We start from the raw sequence: 21,243 nt of genomic DNA, 5'->3' as shown, positions 1-21,243 counted from the left end.
CAACCTGCAATAGACGTTTTTGTCCCGGTTTTGCATGATATACAAAATACTTGAAAATTTTTTAGCAAAAAGTGTTGACAAGAAGATAAATTTATAGTATTCTAACTAAGCAAAGAAAAACATGTACAGAAAAAAGTACAATATGCGGATGTGGCGGAATTGGCAGACGCGCTAGATTCAGGTTCTAGTGGACATTACGTCCGTGCAGGTTCAAGTCCTGTCATCCGCATCTGAAAAGGCCATTGCAGAAGCAGTGGTCTCTTTTTTTATCTCAGGCTTTCAAAGGACAGATTAGGAGGAAAGAAAATGAGTTTGGACAGAACCAGAAGATGGATGCGTTTTTGTTGTTTGATCGGTTTGTTCTGCGTCATCTATACGATTTTTACAGGGGATTATTCTGGAAAAAGCCCACTGATGTGGATTGGCATTGCCTTCATTGCGGCGGCGGCGTTTATTTATTTTCGCCATGGGGTTTGCTGTCACTGTGGCAGACGATTGCCTATCCATGACATTTATCAGGGGAAATTCTGCCCCTACTGCCGGGGAGATCTTCACATGAATTCCTCTGTACCACCTAAGAAATAAATCAAAGAGCGGATGTTTCCATGACAGGAAATGTCCGTTTTTTGTTTAGAAGATGGCTTTTCTTCCATACTTATGCTATGATGAAAAAAAGGGGGGATTGCCATGACATGGAAGAAACTGCGGAAAAAATATAAGATGTGGTTGACGTTGGCAGTGGTGTTTTTGATTTTGGCGATACTTTGCGGTATATTGCAGTATGGAAATTGGGATAAGCTTTGCTTTGGCGCGGCATTCTTTAGTGTGATCATGGTGATTTATGTGATGCTCCGTTATGGCAGATGCAGGGTCTGTTATAATTTGCTGGACCCTTATGTCCTGTTCCATGGGGGGCACTGCAAGTTCTGCGGTACACCTGTGGAGGATGAGGAGGAGAAGAAATGCTGACTTTTCGGAATATGCGTGAAATGACAAAAGACGAAATCAAGGTTTTTTTGCGGGAAGGTAAGAAGATCGGCTGTGCCGTGGATACAAAAGAAGAACGGCAGGAATTGCTGGAAGCACTTTCTCGTTCCAAAGAAACGGGATTCCCTCAGTTTGTACTGGTATATGAAAAAGATGTGCTCATGGGCTTTCTTTTCATTTACGGAGAGGAAGGGCATACTTGGATTATCCACAATGCCGACGAAAAGACATACGAACAGGAAAAGGAAATGCTGGCTTATGGTCGGGACTTATGCAAAAAATTGGGCAATGAAAAGCTGGCAAAATGTTTTCAGCAACAGCTCGAAGAAGTGGAATGCATGGGGAAAAGCCATCGGGAGGCACGGATAGCATGGATCGAAGAAAACAACAGGAAAAAGAAAGAAAACTGACAGCGGCAGAACAGAAGCGGAAGGAAATGTTCCTAGAGAAAAAAGCCGCATTGGAAGCAGAAGGCTTTGAAGCCCATGACCTGACTATTTCTGCGGTTTATGCCAATGTTATGGCGTTGGTGCTGGCTTTGCCCATTGTGTTGGTGCTTTGGGCAGTTTTTGTCTGGAAAAATGGGCATGGTTCCATTTCCAGCCCCATGCTGCTGGGGGTGCTGGTGTTGTTTTTCCTGCTCCTTGTGGTTCATGAAGCCATCCATGGTCTGTTCTGGTCTTTTTTCGCAAAAAATAAATGGAAATCCATTTCCTTTGGCATCATGTGGAACTCTTTGACACCGTACTGCACCTGTCAGGAGGAATTGACAAAGGGACAGTATGCCATTGGCGGGGTCATGCCTTGTGTGCTGCTGGGGATTCTGCCGGCAATTGCGGCTATTTTTGGGGGAAACTTGCCTTTGTTTTGGCTGAGTGCCCTGATGATTCTAGCGGCTGGCGGCGATTTGACCATTCTTTGGAAGTTATTTCGTTTTCGCGGTTCTAAAGGAGAGGTGCGGTTTCTGGATCACCCTTATGAGGCGGGTTTGGTAATTTTTGAAAGAACTTTTTCAAAAGTTTAAAAAAGTTGTTGACAAAGAACCTGTTTTATAGTATGATAGTCAAGCGAGTTCAAAAAAGCATATGCGGATGTGGCGGAATTGGCAGACGCGCTAGATTCAGGTTCTAGTGGACATTACGTCCGTGCAGGTTCAAGTCCTGTCATCCGCATCCAGAAAAAAGACCATCGTAGAAACGATGGTCTTTTTTTACGCCAGTTGCTTTTCTTCTGCAAAACGCTGCTGTACTTCTGTGCGGATTTCTCCCGGTTCTTTGCCAAGAGCTGCCGCCAGTTCCCCATAAAGAAGGCATTCCGCCTGTTTCAGATACCGCTGTTCTGTTTGCGAAATGTGTTTTCCCACACGGGCGTTTTCTTCGATTTTCTGATAAAGGGATTTCATTAACTGCAAATACTGCATACAGTCGTGGGTGTTCAGCATTTCGCTGTAGTGATTGGCTGTTTCTTTGTGGTCCCGGCTGCGGAAAGGCTCCGCGGAGATGTGGCTGATGTTGTCCAGATAGCTTTTTGCCTCAGCAGCAGAAATGACGGGACGCATGAATGCCCGGGTGGAAACGGAAACGTGGATGGTTTCAGAAAAGGGGGAGAAAAGCGGAATCAGGGTGTAGTATAGGCGGCCATCTTTTTGCTGGGGAAGGGGCGCAACGTCTGCTACGCGGCATACGCCTGTATTACCATAAAAAACCAACTGATCTTTTCGATACATGAAAACACTCCTTTCGCTTTTCCTGTGCTGTTTTTAGGATTTCCCAGAAAAACCCTTCGTATTCAGTGTATCACTGTTTTTTGCCCAAAATCAAAGGAGAAATGGGGCAAAAACGCATTTTTGTGAAGGATGCGCAGGGGGCGAAAAGCAGGTTTTGTGCAGAAGTTCTAGGGGTTGTTGGTGAATTTTTCGCAAAAAAGGCATAAAAAAACCCCTTTCAAAAGAAAGGGGTTTTTGTGTCTGTTTACAGGCTCATTTCCAGTTTTTTGCGCATGTCTTCGATCTGTTCGTCTGTCAGATCCATGGGTTTGTATGCAATGGTGATGCCGTCGTTTTCATAACGAGGAATCAGGTGCAGATGGAAATGGAATACAGTCTGACCGGCAACGGTGCCGTTGTTCTGCATCACGTTCATGTGGTCAAAGCCCAGTCTTGCTTTCATTTCTCTGGCAATGATGGCAGCCAGACGGAACAGTCTGCCGGCTTTGTCCGGATCGATTTCAAAGATGTTGGCAACGTGTTCCTTCACCAGAATCAGCACATGACCTTCGTTGGCAGGGAAACGGTCCAGAATTACCTTAAATTCATCGTTTTCATATATAGTGGCGGAGCCAAATTCCCCCGACACGATTTTACAGAAAATACAGTCGCTCATAAGTATTCATCCTTTCGTATGTGATTTGCTATCAGTATAGCACGAAAGGAAGGAGATTGCACAGATTTTTGTTCAAAAATATTTGCTGAACAGATAGGTCAATGCGTTGGCATGGCTCTGCTTATCTGTGAGAATCTCGAAAAACAGGTCACGAAGGGCACCGTCAGGCACTGCCAGAAAGAAATTCCGGTAGAAATCTGCCGCATCCAGTTCCTGCATAAGGGTTTCCTCCAGATAAGTTTTGGGGTCGATGACTTCCAGTGTGGATGGTGTCTGGCTCTCGTTGGGGGTTTCCGGTGTTTCTCCCGTAATGAGAAACAGGGCTTCCCGCAGGTTTTTCAGATGCTTTTTCTCGTCCAGATACATGGATTTGAGCATATCGGCAGAGGGGGAGAGGACAGGGGCTTCCGTCAGTAACCGGCGGTAGCGGTTCGCAAGCTGGGCGGTTTCCTCTGCGGCAACTTTCAGCAGTGCCAGCAGACGATCGTCCTCTGCCAGTTCTGCAATGGCAGGGTCTTTGGCTTCTCTCGCTGTCAGGCTTTGCCGCTGAAAATAATGAGTATTGCGATTATATGGGTACATGTTCGTCAGTCTCCTTTGCTTTTTTTCTATCATATCTATGCACAAGAAAGGTGGGACTTGCATAAAATCGCCTTTTTTTCAGAAAAAACAGAAATCTTCTGGCAGTTGCCCATTTTTTCTGTTATGATAGGAAACGGTGAAAAATAGTATATTACAGGGGTGAATCTCTATGAAACGAATCGTATTGACAGGCGGCGGCACAGCGGGCCATGTGACGCCCAATCTGGCAATCCTGCCTTTGCTGCGGCAGGAAGGCTGGGAAGTTTTGTATATCGGCTCCGAAAACGGCATTGAAAAGAAACTCATTGAGGCGGAAGGCGTGCCTTATTACAGCATCCCCACAGGGAAACTGCGCCGTTATCTGTCCAGACAGAACATCACCGATATGTTCCGTGTGGTGAAAGGCGTCAGCGAAGCCACCAAACTGCTGAAAAAGCTGAAACCCGATTTGGTATTCTCCAAAGGGGGCTTTGTGGCAGTGCCTGTAGTGCTGGGGGCAAAGAAAAACAAGATTCCTGTTATCATCCACGAATCTGATATCACACCAGGTCTGGCAAACAAAATCGCGATGCCTTTTGCGAAAACAGTCTGCACCACATTCCCGGAAACACTGAAATATGTTCCTAAGGAAAAAGGTATCCACACGGGAACACCTATCCGTGCGGAACTGTTCAAAGGCGACAGACAGAAAGGTCTGGAAATCTGCGGTTTTGACGGTACAAAGCCTGTTCTGTTGCAGATGGGCGGCTCTCTGGGGGCTGTGAAACTCAACGACGCTCTGCGGGAAAGTCTGCCTTCTTTGCTGAAGGATTTTGACATCATCCACCTTTGCGGTAAAGGTCATAAGGAAGAAAGTCTGGAAGGCACAAAGGGATACCGTCAGTTTGAATATGTCACCGATGAACTGGCAGACCTGTTTGCGGCGACAGATGTCATCATTGCTCGTGCGGGCAGCAACTCCATTTCCGAGTTTTTGGCACTGAAAAAGCCCCATCTGCTGATTCCTCTTTCCGCAAAGGCAAGCCGCGGCGACCAGATTTTGAATGCTGCGTCCTACGAAAAACAGGGCTTTGCCATGGTGCTGCCGGAAGAAGAACTGACAGCGGAAACCATGGAAGAAAAAGTGCGTGAACTTTATGCAAACAGGGAAACCTATATTGCAGCCATGGAAAAGAGTACCCAGAATAACGGCGTGGAAGCAGTCATGTCCCTGATTCGCCAATTTTAATAAACATTTAAGAAAAACAAATTGACACAGACTTTTTGCGTGTAATACAATATTTCTCATGTATGAGATGAAAAAAGCAGGCAGGAGGAAAACAATGATGAAAAAATATATCAGTTTGATTCTGGCAGGACTTCTGATGTTCACAGCAGCAGGATGCGGCAATGAAACAAATGCAGAAACTGATACAGAATCTACAGCAGAATATGTGAATCTGCAGGCGCAGATGCCCGAAGAAGGTGAAGAAATCGCTGTGATCGACACTTCCAAAGGCGTGGTAAAAATGCGTTTCTTCCCCGAAGAAGCACCGAAGGCAGTGGAAAACTTCAAAACACTGGCAAAGGACGGCTACTATGACGGACTCACATTTCATCGTGTCATTGAGGACTTTATGATTCAGACTGGCGACCCGACAGGCACAGGCACTGGCGGTGAAAGTTGCTGGGGAGAGGACTTCGAGGATGAAGTTTCCCCGAACCTGCATTTTTATAACGGCGCTGTTGCCATGGCAAACAGAGGACCCAACACCAACGGCAGCCAGTTCTTCATTGTGCAGGCAAAGACTGTCACAGAGGATTATCTGAAAGCCCTGGAAGATGCTCGTGACAACAACGAAGAAGAAATGGGCGTTACCATTGGCGATGAATTTTATACACTCAGCCAGCTCTATCCCGAAAGCGTCATGGATTATTATCGGGAACATGGCGGCGCAGTGCATTTGGAATATGTTTACGGCAACCCTTATACCATTTTCGGTCAGGTCATTGAAGGAATGGATGTAGTGGATGCCATTGCTGCTGTGGATGTGGATGAAAATTCCAAACCACTGGAAGATGTGATCATCAACAGCATCACATTTGAACCCTACACAGCAGAATAAAGAAAGATAGAAATGAGGATTTGGAATATGAGAAAAAAACTGGTTTTGGTATTGACATTGATGTGTGCTGTTGCGGCTTTTGCCGGCTGTGGGAAAGAAGAAGTGCCCCAGCAGGAAGTTTCCTACAACATGACTTTCATCAATGAAACAGGGGAAGGCGCATCTGCCCTGAAAATTCGTCCCACAGAAGAAGACGATTGGACAGATAATATGCTGAAGGAATCCGAATGGAAAAACGGTTTTTCCGTCCCTGTTACCCTGAATGGTATGGTGCCTGCGGTGGAAAACGGCTGGCAGGTGCAGATGACATTCACAGACGGTACAGAACAGATTTGGGACAATGTTGTGCTGGAAGACGGCGACACCATTACATTTACACTGGAAAATGGTACTCCCTCTGTGACACACATGCCTGCGGAAGATGTGACAAGTGATACAGAAGATGTGCTGGATGACAGCGATGTACAGAACCAGTTAGATGACGAATCTTTGCAGGATGATACCCTGACAGAAGAATAAAAGCAGAGAGGATATGGCAAAAGCCGATTCTATCTCAGACTGAAGAAAAACTAAGTTTTACACTTTTTCAAGAACGCGGAAGGGGTTGGGGAACAAAAGGGTCAACACATTTGCTTCGCAAATGCCAGCCATAAATGGCTGTCCGCATCTCTTGCGGTGTGGGGTTCCCCAAATGGAATCCGCAGTCGGAATTCACTTCTGACGAGGAAAAGCCGGAGTTTCAAGGCATTTAGCTGATGGAACTTCGGCTTTATACTTCTGTCTACTCGTCAAAGGTCCCCATGAAATGAGCCTTTGACGACACCCTGAGAGAGGATTTGGCAAAAGCCAGTCCTCTCTTTTGTTTTGTAAGAAAGAATTAAGAGAAACCATCGGTGTTTTCTAAGATTTATGGGTTATGATAAACATGGAGTGTATGGTAGCTTTTGAAAAACAAAATTTTCGCCATACAGGGAAACTGGCGAATGATGTAAGGAGGCAACCTTCATGAAAACAAAAAAAGAAAACATACTGGTGCTGGTAACGGCGGGGAAAGAATCCAAAAGATTCATGGAACTGGCCAAAGATGCCGCAAAGGCAGGCAACGGGGATTTATACATCTTGCATGTAGCGCAGGGCGAAAATATACTGGAAAGCGGAGAAATGTACGAAATGCAGCGGCTGGCTGATTATGGGTGCCGGCTGGGCGGGCAGGTCTGCCTGTGCTGTGAGCAGGACGTGGCAGCCTACATCAGCCGCTTTGCCAGAGAAAAAGACATCACAGGCGTGCTGCTGGAGCCGCCGGTGAAAAAAGAGAAAAAATCCATCTGGAAAGAATTGCTGGAGCGGATTGCGGCACTTTTGCCGCCGGGCACCTGCTTGCTTTCCGAAAGAGAATTGGCTGCTGCGGCAGTATGACCGAAAAAACACAGGATGCTTAAGCAAATTCTCCTTAAGAAAACATTGCATTTTTTTCTTGATTTCTTAAGGGAAATTGCGACGGCTGTCTTCAGAAGAAAACATATCCAATATCTCCATAAAATAAGAAAGCTGAAATCCTCTGTTATGATAAGAATTTCAGCTTTTTTTGTTTTCTTCTGAAGATGCCCCTTACAGTGTACCTGTGTTTTTTTGCGGATTTTTAGGAGCCACAGAGGCGGAATTGCTATTTTTTGTTGCAAATCAGGCAAAATTATATTATGATTGCAAAGAGCAAGTTTTTTGCGAAAGAATGGATGATAAAGTTAAAGGAGAGAAATGATATGAGTTTGTATGAAAGCTGGATGGAAAAAGCATTTTCCAAAGAAGGCAGAAGTGTGGATGCGATTTGGGATGAATACCTGCCCAAGGAACAGCACATCTATGAATATATTCTGGCAAATAAGCTGACAAAGCTGGAAGGTACTGTGAAAGAACTGGCAGAACGTTTCTCCATGACCACAGAAGAAATCGTGGCTTTCGTGGATGGCATCAACGATGTACTGCCTACACCTTACGAAATGACAACACTGGAAGAAGATACAGCTATCGTGCTGGACATCGACTTTGAACGTCTGTTCAAGAAAATGGTAGAATACCATGCAGAACACCTGTATCAGCTGCCCCAGTGGGACGGCATCTTTGACGCAGACGCAAGAAAACGTCTGACACTGGAACAGAAACGCTCCAGAACCATCGTCAAAGGCGAAAAAATCGGACGCAATGACCCTTGCCCTTGCGGCAGCGGCAAAAAATACAAAAAATGCTGCGGAGCAAACCTGTAAGATTATGAAAACCATTTTGCGCAAGGTTGACCCCCTGCAGCCCGATGCAGACATCATCGCAGAAGGCGCTGAAATCCTCAAAAGAGGCGGTCTGGTTGCTTTCCCAACAGAAACGGTTTATGGTTTGGGAGGCAACGGTCTGGACAGTGAAGCCTGCAAAGGCATTTATCTGGCAAAAGGTCGTCCTTCCGACAATCCTTTGATCCTGCATATCTCCCAAATCAGTGAATTGCGTCCCATTGTGCGGGAGATTCCTGCGGCGGCGCAGAAACTTATGGATGCTTTCTGGCCGGGTCCATTGACCATGATTTTCCCAAAAACGGATATTGTGCCTGATTCCGTCACTGGCGGACTGGATACGGTAGCGGTGCGCTTTCCCTCACATCCTGTTGCCATGGCGCTGATCCGTGCGGCAGGTCTGCCCATTGCGGCACCCAGTGCCAACGCATCCGGCAAGCCCAGCCCCACAAGGGCGTCCCATGTGGCTTTCGATCTGGATGGGAAGATTGACATGATTCTCGATGGCGGCGCGGCAGAATGGGGACTGGAATCCACCATTGTGGATGTTTCCGTGACCCCTCCGATGATTCTGCGTCCCGGTGCCATCACAAAGGAAATGATGGAGCCTTTTGTGGGCGAAGTGACCGTAGACCCTGCCATTTTGCAGAAACCCCAGGAAGGACTGCGTCCCAAAGCCCCCGGTATGAAGTATACCCATTATTCCCCCAGAGCGGAAGTGTATCTGGTGCGTGGAGAAGGGGTTCAGGCGAAGATCAATGCCCTGACGGCACAGGAAAAAGCAGCAGGGAAAAAAGTCGGCGTGCTTGCCACAGAGGAATCCAAAGACGGCTATACAGCGGACATTGTCCTGTCTGTAGGCAGTCGGAAAAATCTGGAGGAAGTGGGCGCCAATCTGTTTAAAGTATTGCGCAAATTCGATTTCTTGGAAGCAGATACGGTATACGCGGAAGTATTCCCGCTGGAAGGGGAAGGGCTGGCAATCATGAACCGGCTCCAGAAGTCTGCCGGTTACCGTTTCATTGAAGCGAAAGGAGAAGAAAAATGATAGCACTTGGTTGTGACCACGGCGGTTTCCCTCTGATGAAGGAAGTCATCGCTTATTTAGACGCAAACAATATTCCTTATAAAAATTACGGTACATTCTCCGAAGAATCCGTGGATTATCCCGTATATGGCAAACTGGTTGCCCATGCGGTAGCAGACGGCGAATGTGAAAAAGGCATCCTCATCTGCGGCACAGGCATCGGTATCTCCATTGTGGCAAACAAAGTCAAAGGCATCCGTGCAGCACTGTGCGGCGATGTGTTCTCCGCAAAAGCAACCAGAGAACATAACGATGCCAACATTCTGGCTATGGGCGCACGTGTGACAGGTCCTGGTCTGGCACTGGAGATCGTAAAAGCATTCTTGGAAACACCTTTTTCCAATGATGAACGCCATATCAGAAGAATCAAACAGATCGAAGATTGAGAAAGGGGAAATCCATGAGTAAATTATTCGTATCGGAACATCCGCTGATCCAGAGCAAAATGGCAATGCTGCGTGATGCAGAAACTGGCGCAAAGGAATTTCGTGAAATCATCGGCGAAGTAGCCATGCTCCTTTCCTATGAAGCTACCAGAGACCTGCCCTTGAAAGAAATCCAGGTACAGACACCGGTGGATGTGGCACAGTGCCGCACCATCGACACAAAACTTGCCATTGTGCCTATTCTTCGTGCAGGTATCGGCATGACAGAAGGTCTGCTGCGGCTTATGCCCACAGCAAAGATCGGTCATATTGGTCTGTATCGTGACCCCAATACACTGCTGCCTGTGGAATATTACTGCAAACTGCCTGCCGATGTGGAAGAAAGAACCGTTTTTCTGACAGATCCCATGCTGGCAACAGGCGGTACAGCGGAAGCTGCCATCGGATTTTTGAAGGATAAAGGCGTAAAGAAAATCATTTTCCTGTGTATTCTGGCTGCGCCCGAAGGCGTGAAAAAGATACAGGAAGCCCATCCTGATGTAGATATCTACGCAGCGGCTTATGATACATGTCTGAATGACCATGGCTATATTGTGCCGGGTCTGGGGGACGCCGGTGACCGTATTTTCGGTACGAAATAAACTGGGTTCCTTTTTTCGGCGCTTGCCGAAAGGGTTAGGAGTGAATTTTTTTGGTAGAGCATAACTGGTTGTTATATATTGCGGCTTTTGCCTGCGCTTTTGCCATTACGCTGGTGACAACACCTTTCGCAAAATGGCTTTCCGCAAAAGTGGGCGCCATTGACTATCCCAAAGACAGAGGGGTACATAAAAAACCCATGCCTCGTATGGGCGGCGTTGCCATTGTGCTGGGCTTTCTCGTTACCGTGCTCATGGTCTATTTCTTTGACCGCAGCATGAGCCCCAAACAGTTTGTGGGCTTTATCGTAGGCGCTGGCATCATTGCGGTGCTGGGCATGATCGACGATATGAAAGACCTGCCGGCAAAACTGAAATTCTGTGTACAGATTGTAGCGGCGCTGATCGTGATTTTCTCTGGCACACAGATTCAGATTGTACTGTGGCCTGTAACGGCAACATTGCAGAAATTAAGTATTCCCATTACGCTGGTGTGGATCGTTGGGGTTACCAACGCCGTAAACCTTATCGACGGTCTGGACGGTCTGGCGGCAGGGGTAACAGGCATTGCGGCCCTGAGCCTTATGGTGCTGTGCATCATGACAGGTACCACCACAGCGGTGGTGCTGACTGCGGCTTTGGCTGGTGCGTGTCTGGGCTTTTTGCCCCGTAACTTTAACCCTGCGGAAATTTTCATGGGGGATACAGGCTCCACATTTTTGGGCTTTGTGCTGGCAGTAACCAGTATTCTGGGCGTGTTCAAAGGCTATGCCCTGCTGGCGCTGGTAGTAAGTATTTTCTGTATTGGTCTGCCTATTTTTGATACCATTTTTGCCATGCTTCGTCGTATGGCGAAACATCAGCCCATCATGCAGGCAGACAGGGGGCATCTGCACCATAAACTCATCGACCATGGTTTCAGTCAGAAAAAGGCCGTACTCATCATGTACGCCATTAGTATTTTTCTGGGACTGCTTGCCATCTTCATTGCCGTCAAAGACTCCCGTATCTTCGTGGTGGCTTTGCTGACAGTGGTGGTACTGAGTTTCATCATTTACTATTTCAATGCCCACATCAAAAATAAAAATCAGTGATGCCCTTTAGGGGCTTCTTCATAAGAAAACAAAGAAAGCTGAAATCAGAGGATTTCAGCTTTCTTGTTGTGATGAGATTTGATGGGATATGTTTTCTTCTGAAGAAAGCCATCGCAGTTCCCATTCAGAAATCGGAAAAAGAAAGACAATGTTTTCTGAATGGGAACTTGCTGAGCAGGTTCCTCTTTTATTGTGAAGGGAAGGGTTTTGTAGTATAATAACCCTGTATACGTAGAGAAAAGGAGGGAGAGATATGGCGGAGGAAATCCGTATTCTGAAAGATTTTATCGAAAAAGAAGTGCCAAAAGCGCCCCCGCTGTATGTGTCCGTCTTTTTGATGACAAAAGCGGCAGAAGGCAAGACTTCGGCAGCAGAAATCGCGGAAAAACTGGAAATACTGGAAAGCGATGTGCTGAAAGCATGGCGGTATTGGGAGGAACGGGACTGTTTCGCAAAAGAAGCGGCGCAGGTGTCCCAGTCAAAAGCCATCCCATCAGAACGCCCCCAGTATTCCCCTGCGGAATTGTCCTGTTATCTGAAACGGGAGGATGTGAAGCGGCTGTTCCAGTCTGCTCAGCAGAAATTGGGCAAGACCCTTTCCAGCGGCGATATGGCGACCCTGTTCAGCTTTTATGACTGGCTGGGACTGCCTTTGGAAGTCATTGATTTGCTCTTGACTTATTGCGTTTCCCGTGGCAAACGGGGGATGCATTATATCGAAAAAGTAGCCATGGGCTGGGCAGAGGAAGGCTTGGATTCTCTGGAAGCCGTGGAGGAATATTTGCAGATGCGCAAGGAGGGCTATGGCGCCATCATGCGTGCTTTCGGTCAGGGAAAACGTCTGCCTGCGCCGGAAGAAGAAACGTATATGAAAAAATGGCTGCGAGAGTATAAACTACCCTTGGATGTGGTGGTAACGGCTTGCGAGCGTACCATCATGCGTACCGGCGGCGTCAGCTTTGCCTATGCGGATAAGATTTTGCGTGAGTGGCATCAGGCAGGGGTGAAAAGTCAGGAGGATATTGCCAAGCTGGATGAAGCCTTTGCAGCAAAACGCGCCCAGCAGAAGGCTTCCGAGCAGCCCAGACAGACAGCGCCTCAAAGACAGAATCGTTTCATCAACTACACCCAGCGGGAATGGGACTATAACGAACTGGAACGATTGGAACGGGAAAAACAACGAGAATGGTAAGGCAGGTGAGAAATTTTGGCAACCAGAACACAGATTTATAAAGAAATCCTGCGGGAATATGACGCTCTGCGGACAGAACAGGCGGCAAAACTCCGCCAGCGGAAAGAAGAAATCTACCGCCGTTTGCCCCGTGTGCGGGAAATCGACGAAACCCTTTCCATGCTGGGGGTACAGACCGCAAAACTGGTGCTTTTGAAGCCTGGCGATATGCAGGATGCCCTGGTGGAAATGCGGGCAAAACAGAAAGAATTGCAGACAGAACGGCGGATGTTATTGGAAAGCATCGGCTTGACTCCGGCAGATATGGAGCTGGAATATGTTTGCGAAACCTGCAAGGACACAGGCTATGTGGATAACGTGCCCTGCACCTGTCTAAAACAGAAGGTCATGGACAAGCTCTATGACCAGTCCAATGTGCGGGATATTGTGAAAGTGGAAAATTTCGACCATTTTGATGTGCGGCTCTACAGTGAGCAGGTTTCCAAAAAAGAAGGTATTTCTCCCAGAGAAAACGCCATGCAGATTTTGCGGCAGGCGCTGGCTTTTGTGGAAAGCTTCGCAGATGGGGGACAGAACCTCCTCCTTTACGGCGCAACAGGCTTGGGAAAAACATTCCTGTGCAGTTGTATTGCTAAGGAACTGCTGGATCAGGGCTATGTGGTGCTGTACCTGACGGCAGGGCAGCTGTTCCGCAAACTGGAAGAAATCCGCTTTTCCAAGGATGAAGACGCGGAGAAAGAAGAATGGGACAAGGAATTGCTGGAGGCAGACCTGCTCATCATCGACGACTTGGGCACAGAGTTTGCTACCCTCTTTACAGCGTCGGAACTGTTCCGTCTCATCAATGACCGGAAATTGAAGAATAAATCCGTTATCATTTCCACAAACCTGAACCCTGAGGACATCACCAATCAGTATTCAGACCGTATCACTTCCCGTCTGCGGGAGTATAAAGTGCTGAAATTCTTCGGGGATGATATTCGTGTGGTGAAGAAATTCCGAAAGTGAGGGATTGCCATGAAAAGTGAGTTGTGCCAGATTCCCGGCGTAGGACCGAAAATGGCGTCCTATCTGGAACAGCAGGGCATCCATACCATTGCAGACCTGAAAGGAAAAGACCCTCAGGAAATTTATGAAAAAGATTGTGCTGCTAAGGGCTTTCGGGTGGACCCCTGCGCCCTGTACGTATGGCGATTGGCGGTCTACTATGCGGAAAATGAGGAGAAAGACCCGGAAAAATTGAAATGGTGGTACTGGAAAGACCACCCATACCCGGAAAGATAACAGAAAGTCGTTCTTAGGAAATAAGGACGGCTTTTTTTGTCGGAAAAAACAGGACGATAAAGACAGGTTTCGCCAAAAAAAACAGGCATATTTCCGTAAACTATGGCTATGGAGGGAAAGAGACATGGAAAAAACGGAAATTTTACTGGAAACGGAACAGAAATTGCCCCCTTTGGGGAAAGCCCTGCGTCCTGCGCCTACACCTAAGGCGAAACAGAAAACTTCTCTGGCACAGGCAGGAAGATACGGCACCTTATGGGCGATGGTGTATCTTTGGAGCGGCGGCGAAGTATTGCAGATTTTACATCCCCTTGCCATGAGCATATTGACGGTGTTTCTCGGCAGTGGTCGGGTATTTTGGCTGGCACTGTCAGCGGCGGCACTAGGCGGCATGGGAAATGGTGTGGCATTGAAGCATGGAGCGGTGCTTTTGGCGGCAACACTCATTCATTTGACATTGGGTCGTTTTGTCACAGCAGAAGAAACCCTGAAAAAAGCCCTGTTAGGTGCCTTTGCCGTGGCGTTGGGCGGATGCTTTTACGCCGTTGGGCAAGGCGGACTGACATTTTATTTTGTGGTGGCAGGGGTGGAAAGTGCCATGGTGCTTGGCATTTCCCTGTTGGTGCAGAAAGGGGCAGGGGTGCTGTTTGCTCCGAAACGAACGGCGGTGTGGAGCCGGGAGGAAACCTTATCGGTGCTTCTGATACTGGGCGGCGCTTTGACGGGTGCGGCACAGATGGAACTGCCTTTTTTGCAGGACAGGCTTTTTCCTGTGCTGACGGCGTTGTTTTTGCTCATTGCCGCATGGCGGGAAGGTGTTGGCGGCGGCGCGGCGGCAGGTGCCCTTATGGGTTTTCTGCTTTTTGTCTGCGGTGTCGGGAATCTGCCACTTTTTGCGGTGCTGGCGTTAGGTGGATTGTTGGCTGGATGCCTGAAAGATGTTGGAATGCTGTTCGCTGGGCTGGCTTTCTGGATGACGGCGGTGCTGTTCAGTTTTTACGGCGAGCCTGTATTTGAAAATAAGGAACAGCTTCTTTGGCTGGGAGCCGGTGCTTTGGTGTTTTTGTTTCTGCCGAAAAAGATACTGACAGGGGCTGGTGGACTTTGGCAGGCAAACGCGGCAAAAGACCGCTATACTCAGATGCGGGAAATGGCGGAGGAACGTCTGCGGGGCTTTGGGAAGGCTTTTCATGGTCTGGCGAAGGTATTCGGCGGCGAAGAAGAAACGAGAAAACAGGAAATTTCCGCCTTGGTGGATACGGTGGCAGAGAAGGTCTGCCAAAGCTGCGGCATGGCACATTATTGCTGGGATGAGGAAGTGTATCGCACTTACAGCATGACATTTTCCGCCTTGTCCTGCTGTGATGGGGCAGGACGGGTCACTACGGAACAGCTTCCACCATGGTTTCAGGAAATGTGTCCACGAAAAGAAGCCTTTGCCCAAACGGTATGCACTGTCTATGAACGGTACCGGCAAGACTTGGTCTGGGCAGGCAGATTACAGGAGTGCCGGAATCTGGTGGGACAGCAGTTGGACGCTGTAGGCGGTATTCTGGAGGAACTGACGGGACAGATGGATACAGGTTGCATCATTCTGGAGAATTTACAGGAAAGCCTCACCCTTGCCCTGCGGAAAGCAGGCATCCGTGTACGGGAAGTACAGGTCACCGAGGAGAAAGGCGGCAGAGGCAAACAGGTGCGGCTGGTGGTGCGGGGGTGCAACGGCAGAGGTATTTGTCGGGAAGCTATCCTGCCTGTGGTGCGGAAGACGCTGGGGCGGCAGATGGAACAGGTGGATGAAAATGTATGCCATCTGGAAGGAGAAGGCTGTGTGCTGACCTTCGTGGAAGCTCCTGTTTTTGCGTTGACGGCGGCAACGGCTTTTGCGGCAGGAGAAATGGGCAAGCCCTGCGGCGACGCATCTTCTTTTCTGGAAAGCGAAAGAGGAACGGCTCTTTTGGCGGTATCTGACGGTATGGGCACAGGAGAAAAAGCGGCGGCAGAAAGCAAGGCTGCCATTGAACTTTTGGAACAGTTTGCGGCGGCAGGATTTTCCAGAGAATTGGCGGTACAGCTCATCAATTCCGCTTTGCTTCTGCGGCGTGCCGAGGAAAATTATGCTACGCTGGATATTTGCAGCATTGACCTTTATGATGGACAGGCGGAGTTCATCAAGCTGGGAGCGGTGGCTTCTTTTATTTGCCGGGGAAATCGGGTCATTTCCGTTTATGCCCATACTTTGCCTGCGGGGATACTGGAACAGGTGCGTGTGGAGAAAAACGACATGCGTCTGAAGGATGGGGACTTGATTCTCCTTTTGACTGACGGCATCACCGATGCTTTTGGAGGAGAGCGGCAGACAGCTCAATGGCTGGAGGAGAAATTTTTGCCGCAGGGCTTTGCAAATCCCCAAGACGCGGCGGATTTTATATTACAGGCGGCGCAGAAGCATTGTCAGAAAGAGCCGGACGACATGACGGTGCAGGCGGCAAGATTCTGGAAGAAAATTGCGTGAGAAAAGGCGTGGAATCACAGGCTGTGGTTTTGCGCCTTTTTGGATTTTCATTGACGGCAGGGCGGTTTTCGTGTAAAGTTTTCACAGAAAGGCGGCGAGGAATATGCTGGAACAGGTGCGGCGTACCATAGAAGAATATCATATGGCAAAAGGCGGCAGAGTTATTGTAGGGCTGTCCGGCGGTGCGGACTCCGTGTGCCTGCTCCATATATTGCGGCGGTTAGCACCTCACTATGGATGGGAGTTGCAGGCGGTTCACATTCATCATGGTCTGCGAGGCGCAGAAGCAGATAGAGATGCGGCTTTTGCTATGAACTTTGCTCAATCCCTTGGCGTGTCTTGTCAGGTGGTTTCCTTTGATGTGGCAGCAGAAGCCAGAAAACAGGGCAGAAGCACCGAAGAAATGGGCAGAATCCTGCGGTACGAAACTTTTTCAAAATTAGCAGGAGAAAATGGGCAGATCGCTGTTGCCCACCATGCAAACGATCAAGCGGAAACCTTGCTCATGCGTCTTTGCAGAGGTACGGGGCTTCTTGGTTTAACGGGTATGGCACCAGTGAGAGGAAACATCATCCGCCCGTTGCTTTTTTGCAGCCGGAAGGAAATCGAAGCCTACTGCAAAGAAAACGGGCTCCTGTATCAGGAGGACAGCACCAACAAAGACACGGCATATACTCGGAATAAAATCCGTCATGAGGTATTGCCTTTGCTGGAGGAAGTCCACAGCGGCAGTACGGCGCATCTGGCAGAAACAGCAGCACTTCTGGCAGCGGACAGTGATTTTCTGGAACAGGCGGCAAAGGCAGCTTATGCAGAGACAAAACAGAGTGAACATCCCGTTACGTTGTCCTGTGAGAAACTTTCTGCCCTCCACCCTGCTTTGCGGATGCGTGTCCTGCGGTACGCCATGGCAGATATGCTGGGCAGCAGCAAAAATATTTCCCATGTGCATTTGCAGGATGTGGAAAGCCTGCTTGCAAAACAGAGCGGCACTTCCGTGAAAACGGCAGGAGGACTTACCGTATATCGGCAGTATGACAGGCTGATTTTTGGCAGAGCGGAAAAGAAACAGGCAGGATTTTCCTATGCTATCCCTTGGGGGACGGACGTTTTTGTGCAGGAGGCGGAGCTTTTGGTGGAAAGCGGCGTTTTTTCAGGAAAAAGGGAAGAAATTCCCCTTGATGGCTGTACGAACGTCTTTGATTATGATAAAATAACACAGGACTTGTGCTGCCGTACCCGAAAAGCAGGGGATCAGATCACTTTGCCCGGCGGCACCAAAAAACTGAAATCGCTTTTCATCGACGAGAAGATCCCGGCGGATGAAAGGGGCAGCATCCCTCTCATTGCCTGCGGCAGGGACATCGTCTGGATTTACGGCGGACGGACATCGGCAAAATTTGCTCCTGACGCCCAAACGACACAATATGTATGGATTCGAATTACGGAGGCTCATCACAATGAAAGAAAGAATTGAAGTCATGTTCACAGCGGAAGAAATCACCAAACGCCTGGAAGAGATCGCTCAGGAAGTATACGAAGAATTTGGCGATGAACAGGTGGAAATGGTATGCGTCCTCAAAGGCGGCGTTGTGACACTGGTAGAACTGGCTAAGAAAATGAAAATGCCTGTTACCATGAACTTTATGGATGTATCCAGCTACGGCGACGGTACAGAAAGCAGCGGTCATATCAAAATCCTGCGCGACCTGGATGAAGACATCACAGGCAAAAACGTACTGCTGGTAGAAGACATCATCGACAGCGGCAGAACACTGAGCAAACTGCGCACACTGCTGATCCAGAGAAATCCTAAGAAACTGAAACTCTGCACACTGCTGGACAAACCCGATCGTCGTGTGACAGAAGTTCCTGTGGATTACGTAGGCTTCACCATCCCCGATGCTTTCGTTGTGGGCTATGGTCTGGACTATGCACAGAAATACAGAAACCTGGACTACGTAGGCGTGGTACATTTCGAAGAAGAATAATCAAAAATAAAAAGCGCGGATTTTTCTGTCAGAAAGGCGGAAATTCCGTGCTTTTCTATTTGGCAGGAAAGAGCCGTTTCTCATGGAATTTTAAGAAAAGGCAGATTTTGGACAGGCATAGGAAAAATCGGCTTTTTTTACGAATTCTTTCCCAAAAGGAACATTGCCTTTTGGCGGAAGATGTGCTAGAATTATAAATTGATATGCTGGCTCATTTGGACAGCGTCAACAAAAAAATTAAGCATTTTAGGAGGGAAGCCTTTGAAAAAATATTGGCAGTCAGCAGGCTTATATGTGTTGATTTTTGTAATCATCTTAGCTGCTTTGGCCTTCAGCGGCAAAGGATTGATGCAGCCTGCGGAAGAAACGAAGGTCTATAATTACAGTGATCTGATCAGTGAACTGGATCAGGATAATGTCAAAACCATTGAAGTTACTAAGAGCAAAGAAGTATCTAACTATGGCACTGCTACAGCTGTGCTGGATGACGGTACCAAAATGACAGTGAACGTGCCCAGCGTGGATGTGCTCATGGAAGAAGTGAGCCAGATGCCTGCAGAGGGCAGCGACATCCAGATTGTGACACCCAATGCACCCAGCAATATGCTTTCTGCAATCCTGCCTTCTTTGATCATGATGATCGTCATGGTTGTGCTCTTTGTAGTGCTCATGGGCAGAATGCAGGGAGGCGGCGGCAAAATGGCCTCCTTCGGCAAGAGCAAAGCCAAAATGAGCGGTGTAGACGACAAAAACAAAGTGACATTCGATAATGTTGCTGGTTGTGACGAAGAAAAAGCCGAACTGGAAGAACTGGTGCAGTTCCTCCGCAACCCCAAGAAATTTACAGACCTGGGCGCAAGAATCCCCAAAGGCGTTTTGCTGGTGGGTCCTCCGGGTACTGGTAAAACACTGCTGGCAAAAGCAGTTGCAGGGGAAGCAGGCGTGCCTTTCTTCTCCATTTCCGGTTCCGACTTCGTAGAAATGTTCGTCGGCGTAGGTGCATCCCGTGTTCGTGACCTGTTCGATCAGGCAAAGAAAAATGCACCCAGTATCGTATTCATCGACGAAATCGATGCCGTGGGTCGTCGCAGAGGCGCAGGTCTTGGCGGCGGTCACGACGAAAGAGAACAGACATTGAACCAGCTGCTGGTTGAAATGGACGGTTTCGGCATCAACGAAAGCGTGATCATCATTGCAGCAACCAACCGTGCAGATATTCTGGACCCTGCGTTGCTGCGTCCCGGTCGTTTCGACCGTCAGGTTTATGTTGGCCGTCCCGACGTAAAGGGCAGAGAAGCCATTCTGCGTGTACATTCCAAAGGCAAACCCCTGGCACCTGAAGTTGACCTGAAAGTTGTGGCACAGACCACAGCAGGCTTTACCGGTGCGGATCTGGCAAACCTTTTGAATGAAGCGGCGCTCCTTTCTGCAAGAGACGGCAAGAAAGCCATCGACATGGAATCCTTGCAGAAAGCCCTCATCAAAATCGGTGTGGGGACCGAAAAGAAAACAAGAGTCATTTCCGACAAGGAAAAATATATCACCGCATACCACGAAAGCGGTCATGCGATTCTGTTTGAAGTTCTCAGCGAACTGGACCCTGTTCACAGCATTTCCATCATCCCTACAGGTATGGCTGGCGGTTACACCATGCCACTGCCCGGTGAGGATAAGATGTATATGACAAAGCTGTATATGGAACAGGAAATCATCAGCCTGCTGGGCGGACGTGCGGCAGAGGCGCTGGTCATCAAAGACATCACCACAGGCGCTTCCAACGATATCGAACGTGCCACAGCCATGGCAAGAGGCATGGTAACCCGTTACGGTATGAGTGAGATTCTGGGTCCTATCCAGTTTGGGGAAGACAGCAACGAAGTGTTCATCGGCAGAGATTGGGGTCACACCCGTAACTACGGTGAAGCCGTTGCAACCACCATCGACGAAGAAGTGAAACGCATCGTCATGGGAGCTTATAACGAAGCTATCCGCATCCTGCAGGAAAACATGGAAGTGCTTCATGCATCCGCAAAACTGCTGGTAGAAAAAGAAAAAGTGACCGGCGACGAATTCCGCAAACTCTTTGATGCGGATGTGAGAGCGGAAATCCTGGGTCTGGCAAACCAGACAGAAGAACCCGTTGAAGGGGAAGCAACAGAAACTACAGAAGCAACAGAAACCACAGAAACTACATCTGCTGCGGCAGAGGAAGATACAACCACACAAGCATAAGAAAGGGGATATTTACAATGGAATTTAACAACATCGTACCCGGCATGACCTATGAAAGAGAATACATCGTGGAAGAAAGCGATACAGCTTCTCATTTCGGTAATGACAAAGTGCCCGTATTCGCTTCTCCTAAGCTGCTGAGCTGGATCGAAGGCACAGCAATCGGCACAGTCGCACCTTTCCTGCCCGATGGCTGGGAAACAGTTGGTACAACTTTTGATTTCAAACATCTGGCAGCAACACCTGTAGGCATGAAAGTACGTGTGGTTACAGAACTGACAGAAGTAAACGGCAAACTGCTGACATTCGCTGTAAAAGCTTATGACGAAGTAGACAAAATCTGTGAAGGTACACATGGCCGTGCCATCATCGACCTGAAAAAATTCCTGAGCCGTGTAAACGAAAAAGGAAAAAAATAAGAAGCTGCGGATAAAAACAAAGCGACATAAAAACGTCAGGAGGAACCCCCTCCTGACGTTTGCAGTTATGG

The 21,243-nt window shown here is 48.4% G+C and carries 24 protein-coding genes and 2 tRNA genes; 23 read left to right on the top strand and 3 right to left on the bottom strand.

Translation table 11 applies throughout. From position 1 onward, the window contains the following. Positions 1–144: 144 nt before the first annotated feature. From INF29_RS00370 to INF29_RS00345, 6 genes are all read left to right on the top strand, one after another. A tRNA-Leu gene (locus INF29_RS00370) sits at positions 145–229 on the top strand. Between the two features lie 77 nt (positions 230–306). Next, positions 307–585, top strand: coding sequence for a hypothetical protein (locus INF29_RS00365; RefSeq protein WP_193484024.1), 279 nt, complete (start codon positions 307–309; stop codon positions 583–585). A 102-nt stretch (positions 586–687) separates the two neighbouring features. Next, a complete protein-coding gene (locus tag INF29_RS00360; RefSeq protein ID WP_193484023.1) occupies positions 688–969 on the top strand; it encodes a hypothetical protein in 282 nt (93 codons plus the stop codon). After that, positions 963–1,397, top strand: a complete 435-nt coding sequence (locus INF29_RS00355; RefSeq protein WP_193484022.1) for a hypothetical protein — start codon at positions 963–965, stop codon at positions 1,395–1,397. The genes INF29_RS00360 and INF29_RS00355 overlap by 7 nt, the downstream gene beginning before the upstream one ends. Then, positions 1,358–2,011 (top strand): DUF3267 domain-containing protein, encoded by a 654-nt coding sequence (locus INF29_RS00350; RefSeq protein ID WP_193484021.1) that lies wholly within the window; start codon positions 1,358–1,360, stop codon positions 2,009–2,011. The genes INF29_RS00355 and INF29_RS00350 overlap by 40 nt, the downstream gene beginning before the upstream one ends. Positions 2,012–2,074: 63 nt before the next feature. Next, a tRNA-Leu gene (locus INF29_RS00345) sits at positions 2,075–2,159 on the top strand. 38 nt (positions 2,160–2,197) lie between these two features. Here the strand turns inward: INF29_RS00345 and INF29_RS00340 are convergent. The 3 genes from INF29_RS00340 to INF29_RS00330 all read right to left on the bottom strand — a co-directional run bounded on the left by INF29_RS00340 (position 2,198) and on the right by INF29_RS00330 (position 3,950). Next, the gene (locus INF29_RS00340; protein WP_072848007.1) at positions 2,198–2,713 is read right to left on the bottom strand and encodes a CarD family transcriptional regulator; all 516 of its coding nucleotides are present in this window, start codon (positions 2,711–2,713) and stop codon (positions 2,198–2,200) included. Between the two features lie 244 nt (positions 2,714–2,957). After that, positions 2,958–3,368: an HIT family protein gene (locus INF29_RS00335; protein ID WP_072848006.1), complete on the bottom strand. Its 411-nt coding sequence runs from the start codon at positions 3,366–3,368 to the stop codon at positions 2,958–2,960. Between the two features lie 72 nt (positions 3,369–3,440). After that, positions 3,441–3,950, bottom strand: coding sequence for a ferritin-like domain-containing protein (locus INF29_RS00330; protein WP_193484020.1), 510 nt, complete (start codon positions 3,948–3,950; stop codon positions 3,441–3,443). Positions 3,951–4,119: 169 nt separating this feature from the next. On the opposite strand from INF29_RS00330, the gene INF29_RS00325 reads away from it, so the two are divergent. From INF29_RS00325 to INF29_RS00245, 17 genes are all read left to right on the top strand, one after another. Beyond that, the gene (locus INF29_RS00325; protein ID WP_087988513.1) at positions 4,120–5,178 is read left to right on the top strand and encodes an undecaprenyldiphospho-muramoylpentapeptide beta-N-acetylglucosaminyltransferase; all 1,059 of its coding nucleotides are present in this window, start codon (positions 4,120–4,122) and stop codon (positions 5,176–5,178) included. Positions 5,179–5,272: 94 nt separating this feature from the next. After that, positions 5,273–6,055 carry a peptidylprolyl isomerase gene (locus tag INF29_RS00320; RefSeq protein WP_243184048.1) on the top strand — a complete coding sequence of 261 codons (783 nt, stop codon included), beginning with the start codon at positions 5,273–5,275 and terminating at the stop codon, positions 6,053–6,055. A gap of 27 nt (positions 6,056–6,082) precedes the next feature. Further along, complete coding sequence (locus tag INF29_RS00315) at positions 6,083–6,574, top strand: cellulose binding domain-containing protein (protein WP_193484019.1); 492 nt, start codon at positions 6,083–6,085, stop codon at positions 6,572–6,574. A 486-nt stretch (positions 6,575–7,060) separates the two neighbouring features. Beyond that, on the top strand, positions 7,061–7,471 hold the full coding sequence (locus INF29_RS00310; RefSeq protein WP_087988515.1) for an adenine nucleotide alpha hydrolase family protein: 411 nt from the start codon (positions 7,061–7,063) through the stop codon (positions 7,469–7,471). Between the two features lie 344 nt (positions 7,472–7,815). After that, entirely contained in the window at positions 7,816–8,316 is a 501-nt protein-coding gene (locus INF29_RS00305; RefSeq protein ID WP_193484018.1) for an SEC-C metal-binding domain-containing protein, read from the top strand. A 4-nt stretch (positions 8,317–8,320) separates the two neighbouring features. Continuing rightward, positions 8,321–9,382, top strand: coding sequence for an L-threonylcarbamoyladenylate synthase (locus tag INF29_RS00300; protein WP_193484017.1), 1,062 nt, complete (start codon positions 8,321–8,323; stop codon positions 9,380–9,382). Then, positions 9,379–9,807, top strand: a complete 429-nt coding sequence (gene rpiB / locus INF29_RS00295) for a ribose 5-phosphate isomerase B (protein ID WP_022254205.1) — start codon at positions 9,379–9,381, stop codon at positions 9,805–9,807. Before INF29_RS00300 ends, rpiB begins: the two co-directional genes overlap by 4 nt. Positions 9,808–9,821: 14 nt before the next feature. Continuing rightward, positions 9,822–10,448, top strand: a complete 627-nt coding sequence (gene upp, locus INF29_RS00290; RefSeq protein ID WP_193484016.1) for a uracil phosphoribosyltransferase — start codon at positions 9,822–9,824, stop codon at positions 10,446–10,448. Positions 10,449–10,498: 50 nt separating this feature from the next. Beyond that, on the top strand, positions 10,499–11,539 hold the full coding sequence (locus INF29_RS00285; protein ID WP_087988518.1) for an MraY family glycosyltransferase: 1,041 nt from the start codon (positions 10,499–10,501) through the stop codon (positions 11,537–11,539). A gap of 253 nt (positions 11,540–11,792) precedes the next feature. Then, complete coding sequence (locus INF29_RS00280) at positions 11,793–12,731, top strand: DnaD domain protein (protein ID WP_193484015.1); 939 nt, start codon at positions 11,793–11,795, stop codon at positions 12,729–12,731. A gap of 15 nt (positions 12,732–12,746) precedes the next feature. Beyond that, positions 12,747–13,739 carry an ATP-binding protein gene (locus INF29_RS00275; RefSeq protein WP_193484014.1) on the top strand — a complete coding sequence of 331 codons (993 nt, stop codon included), beginning with the start codon at positions 12,747–12,749 and terminating at the stop codon, positions 13,737–13,739. 9 nt (positions 13,740–13,748) lie between these two features. Then, a complete protein-coding gene (locus INF29_RS00270) occupies positions 13,749–14,015 on the top strand; it encodes a helix-hairpin-helix domain-containing protein (protein WP_087988521.1) in 267 nt (88 codons plus the stop codon). Between the two features lie 124 nt (positions 14,016–14,139). Next, a complete protein-coding gene (locus tag INF29_RS00265) occupies positions 14,140–16,530 on the top strand; it encodes a SpoIIE family protein phosphatase (protein WP_193484013.1) in 2,391 nt (796 codons plus the stop codon). Between the two features lie 103 nt (positions 16,531–16,633). Beyond that, complete coding sequence (tilS, locus tag INF29_RS00260) at positions 16,634–18,007, top strand: tRNA lysidine(34) synthetase TilS (RefSeq protein ID WP_193484012.1); 1,374 nt, start codon at positions 16,634–16,636, stop codon at positions 18,005–18,007. Beyond that, positions 17,991–18,521 carry a hypoxanthine phosphoribosyltransferase gene (gene hpt, locus INF29_RS00255; RefSeq protein WP_054329029.1) on the top strand — a complete coding sequence of 177 codons (531 nt, stop codon included), beginning with the start codon at positions 17,991–17,993 and terminating at the stop codon, positions 18,519–18,521. The genes tilS and hpt overlap by 17 nt, the downstream gene beginning before the upstream one ends. 261 nt (positions 18,522–18,782) lie before the next feature. Next, the gene (gene ftsH, locus INF29_RS00250) at positions 18,783–20,753 is read left to right on the top strand and encodes an ATP-dependent zinc metalloprotease FtsH (RefSeq protein ID WP_143710717.1); all 1,971 of its coding nucleotides are present in this window, start codon (positions 18,783–18,785) and stop codon (positions 20,751–20,753) included. A 17-nt stretch (positions 20,754–20,770) separates the two neighbouring features. Then, positions 20,771–21,172 (top strand): thioesterase family protein, encoded by a 402-nt coding sequence (locus INF29_RS00245; protein ID WP_022254215.1) that lies wholly within the window; start codon positions 20,771–20,773, stop codon positions 21,170–21,172. Positions 21,173–21,243: the final 71 nt, after the last annotated feature.

This window comes from Anaerotignum lactatifermentans (assembly GCF_014982935.1).
Classification (GTDB): Bacteria; Bacillota; Clostridia; order Lachnospirales; family Anaerotignaceae; genus Anaerotignum; species Anaerotignum lactatifermentans.
This window is presented reverse-complemented; position numbering and strand designations above follow the sequence as displayed.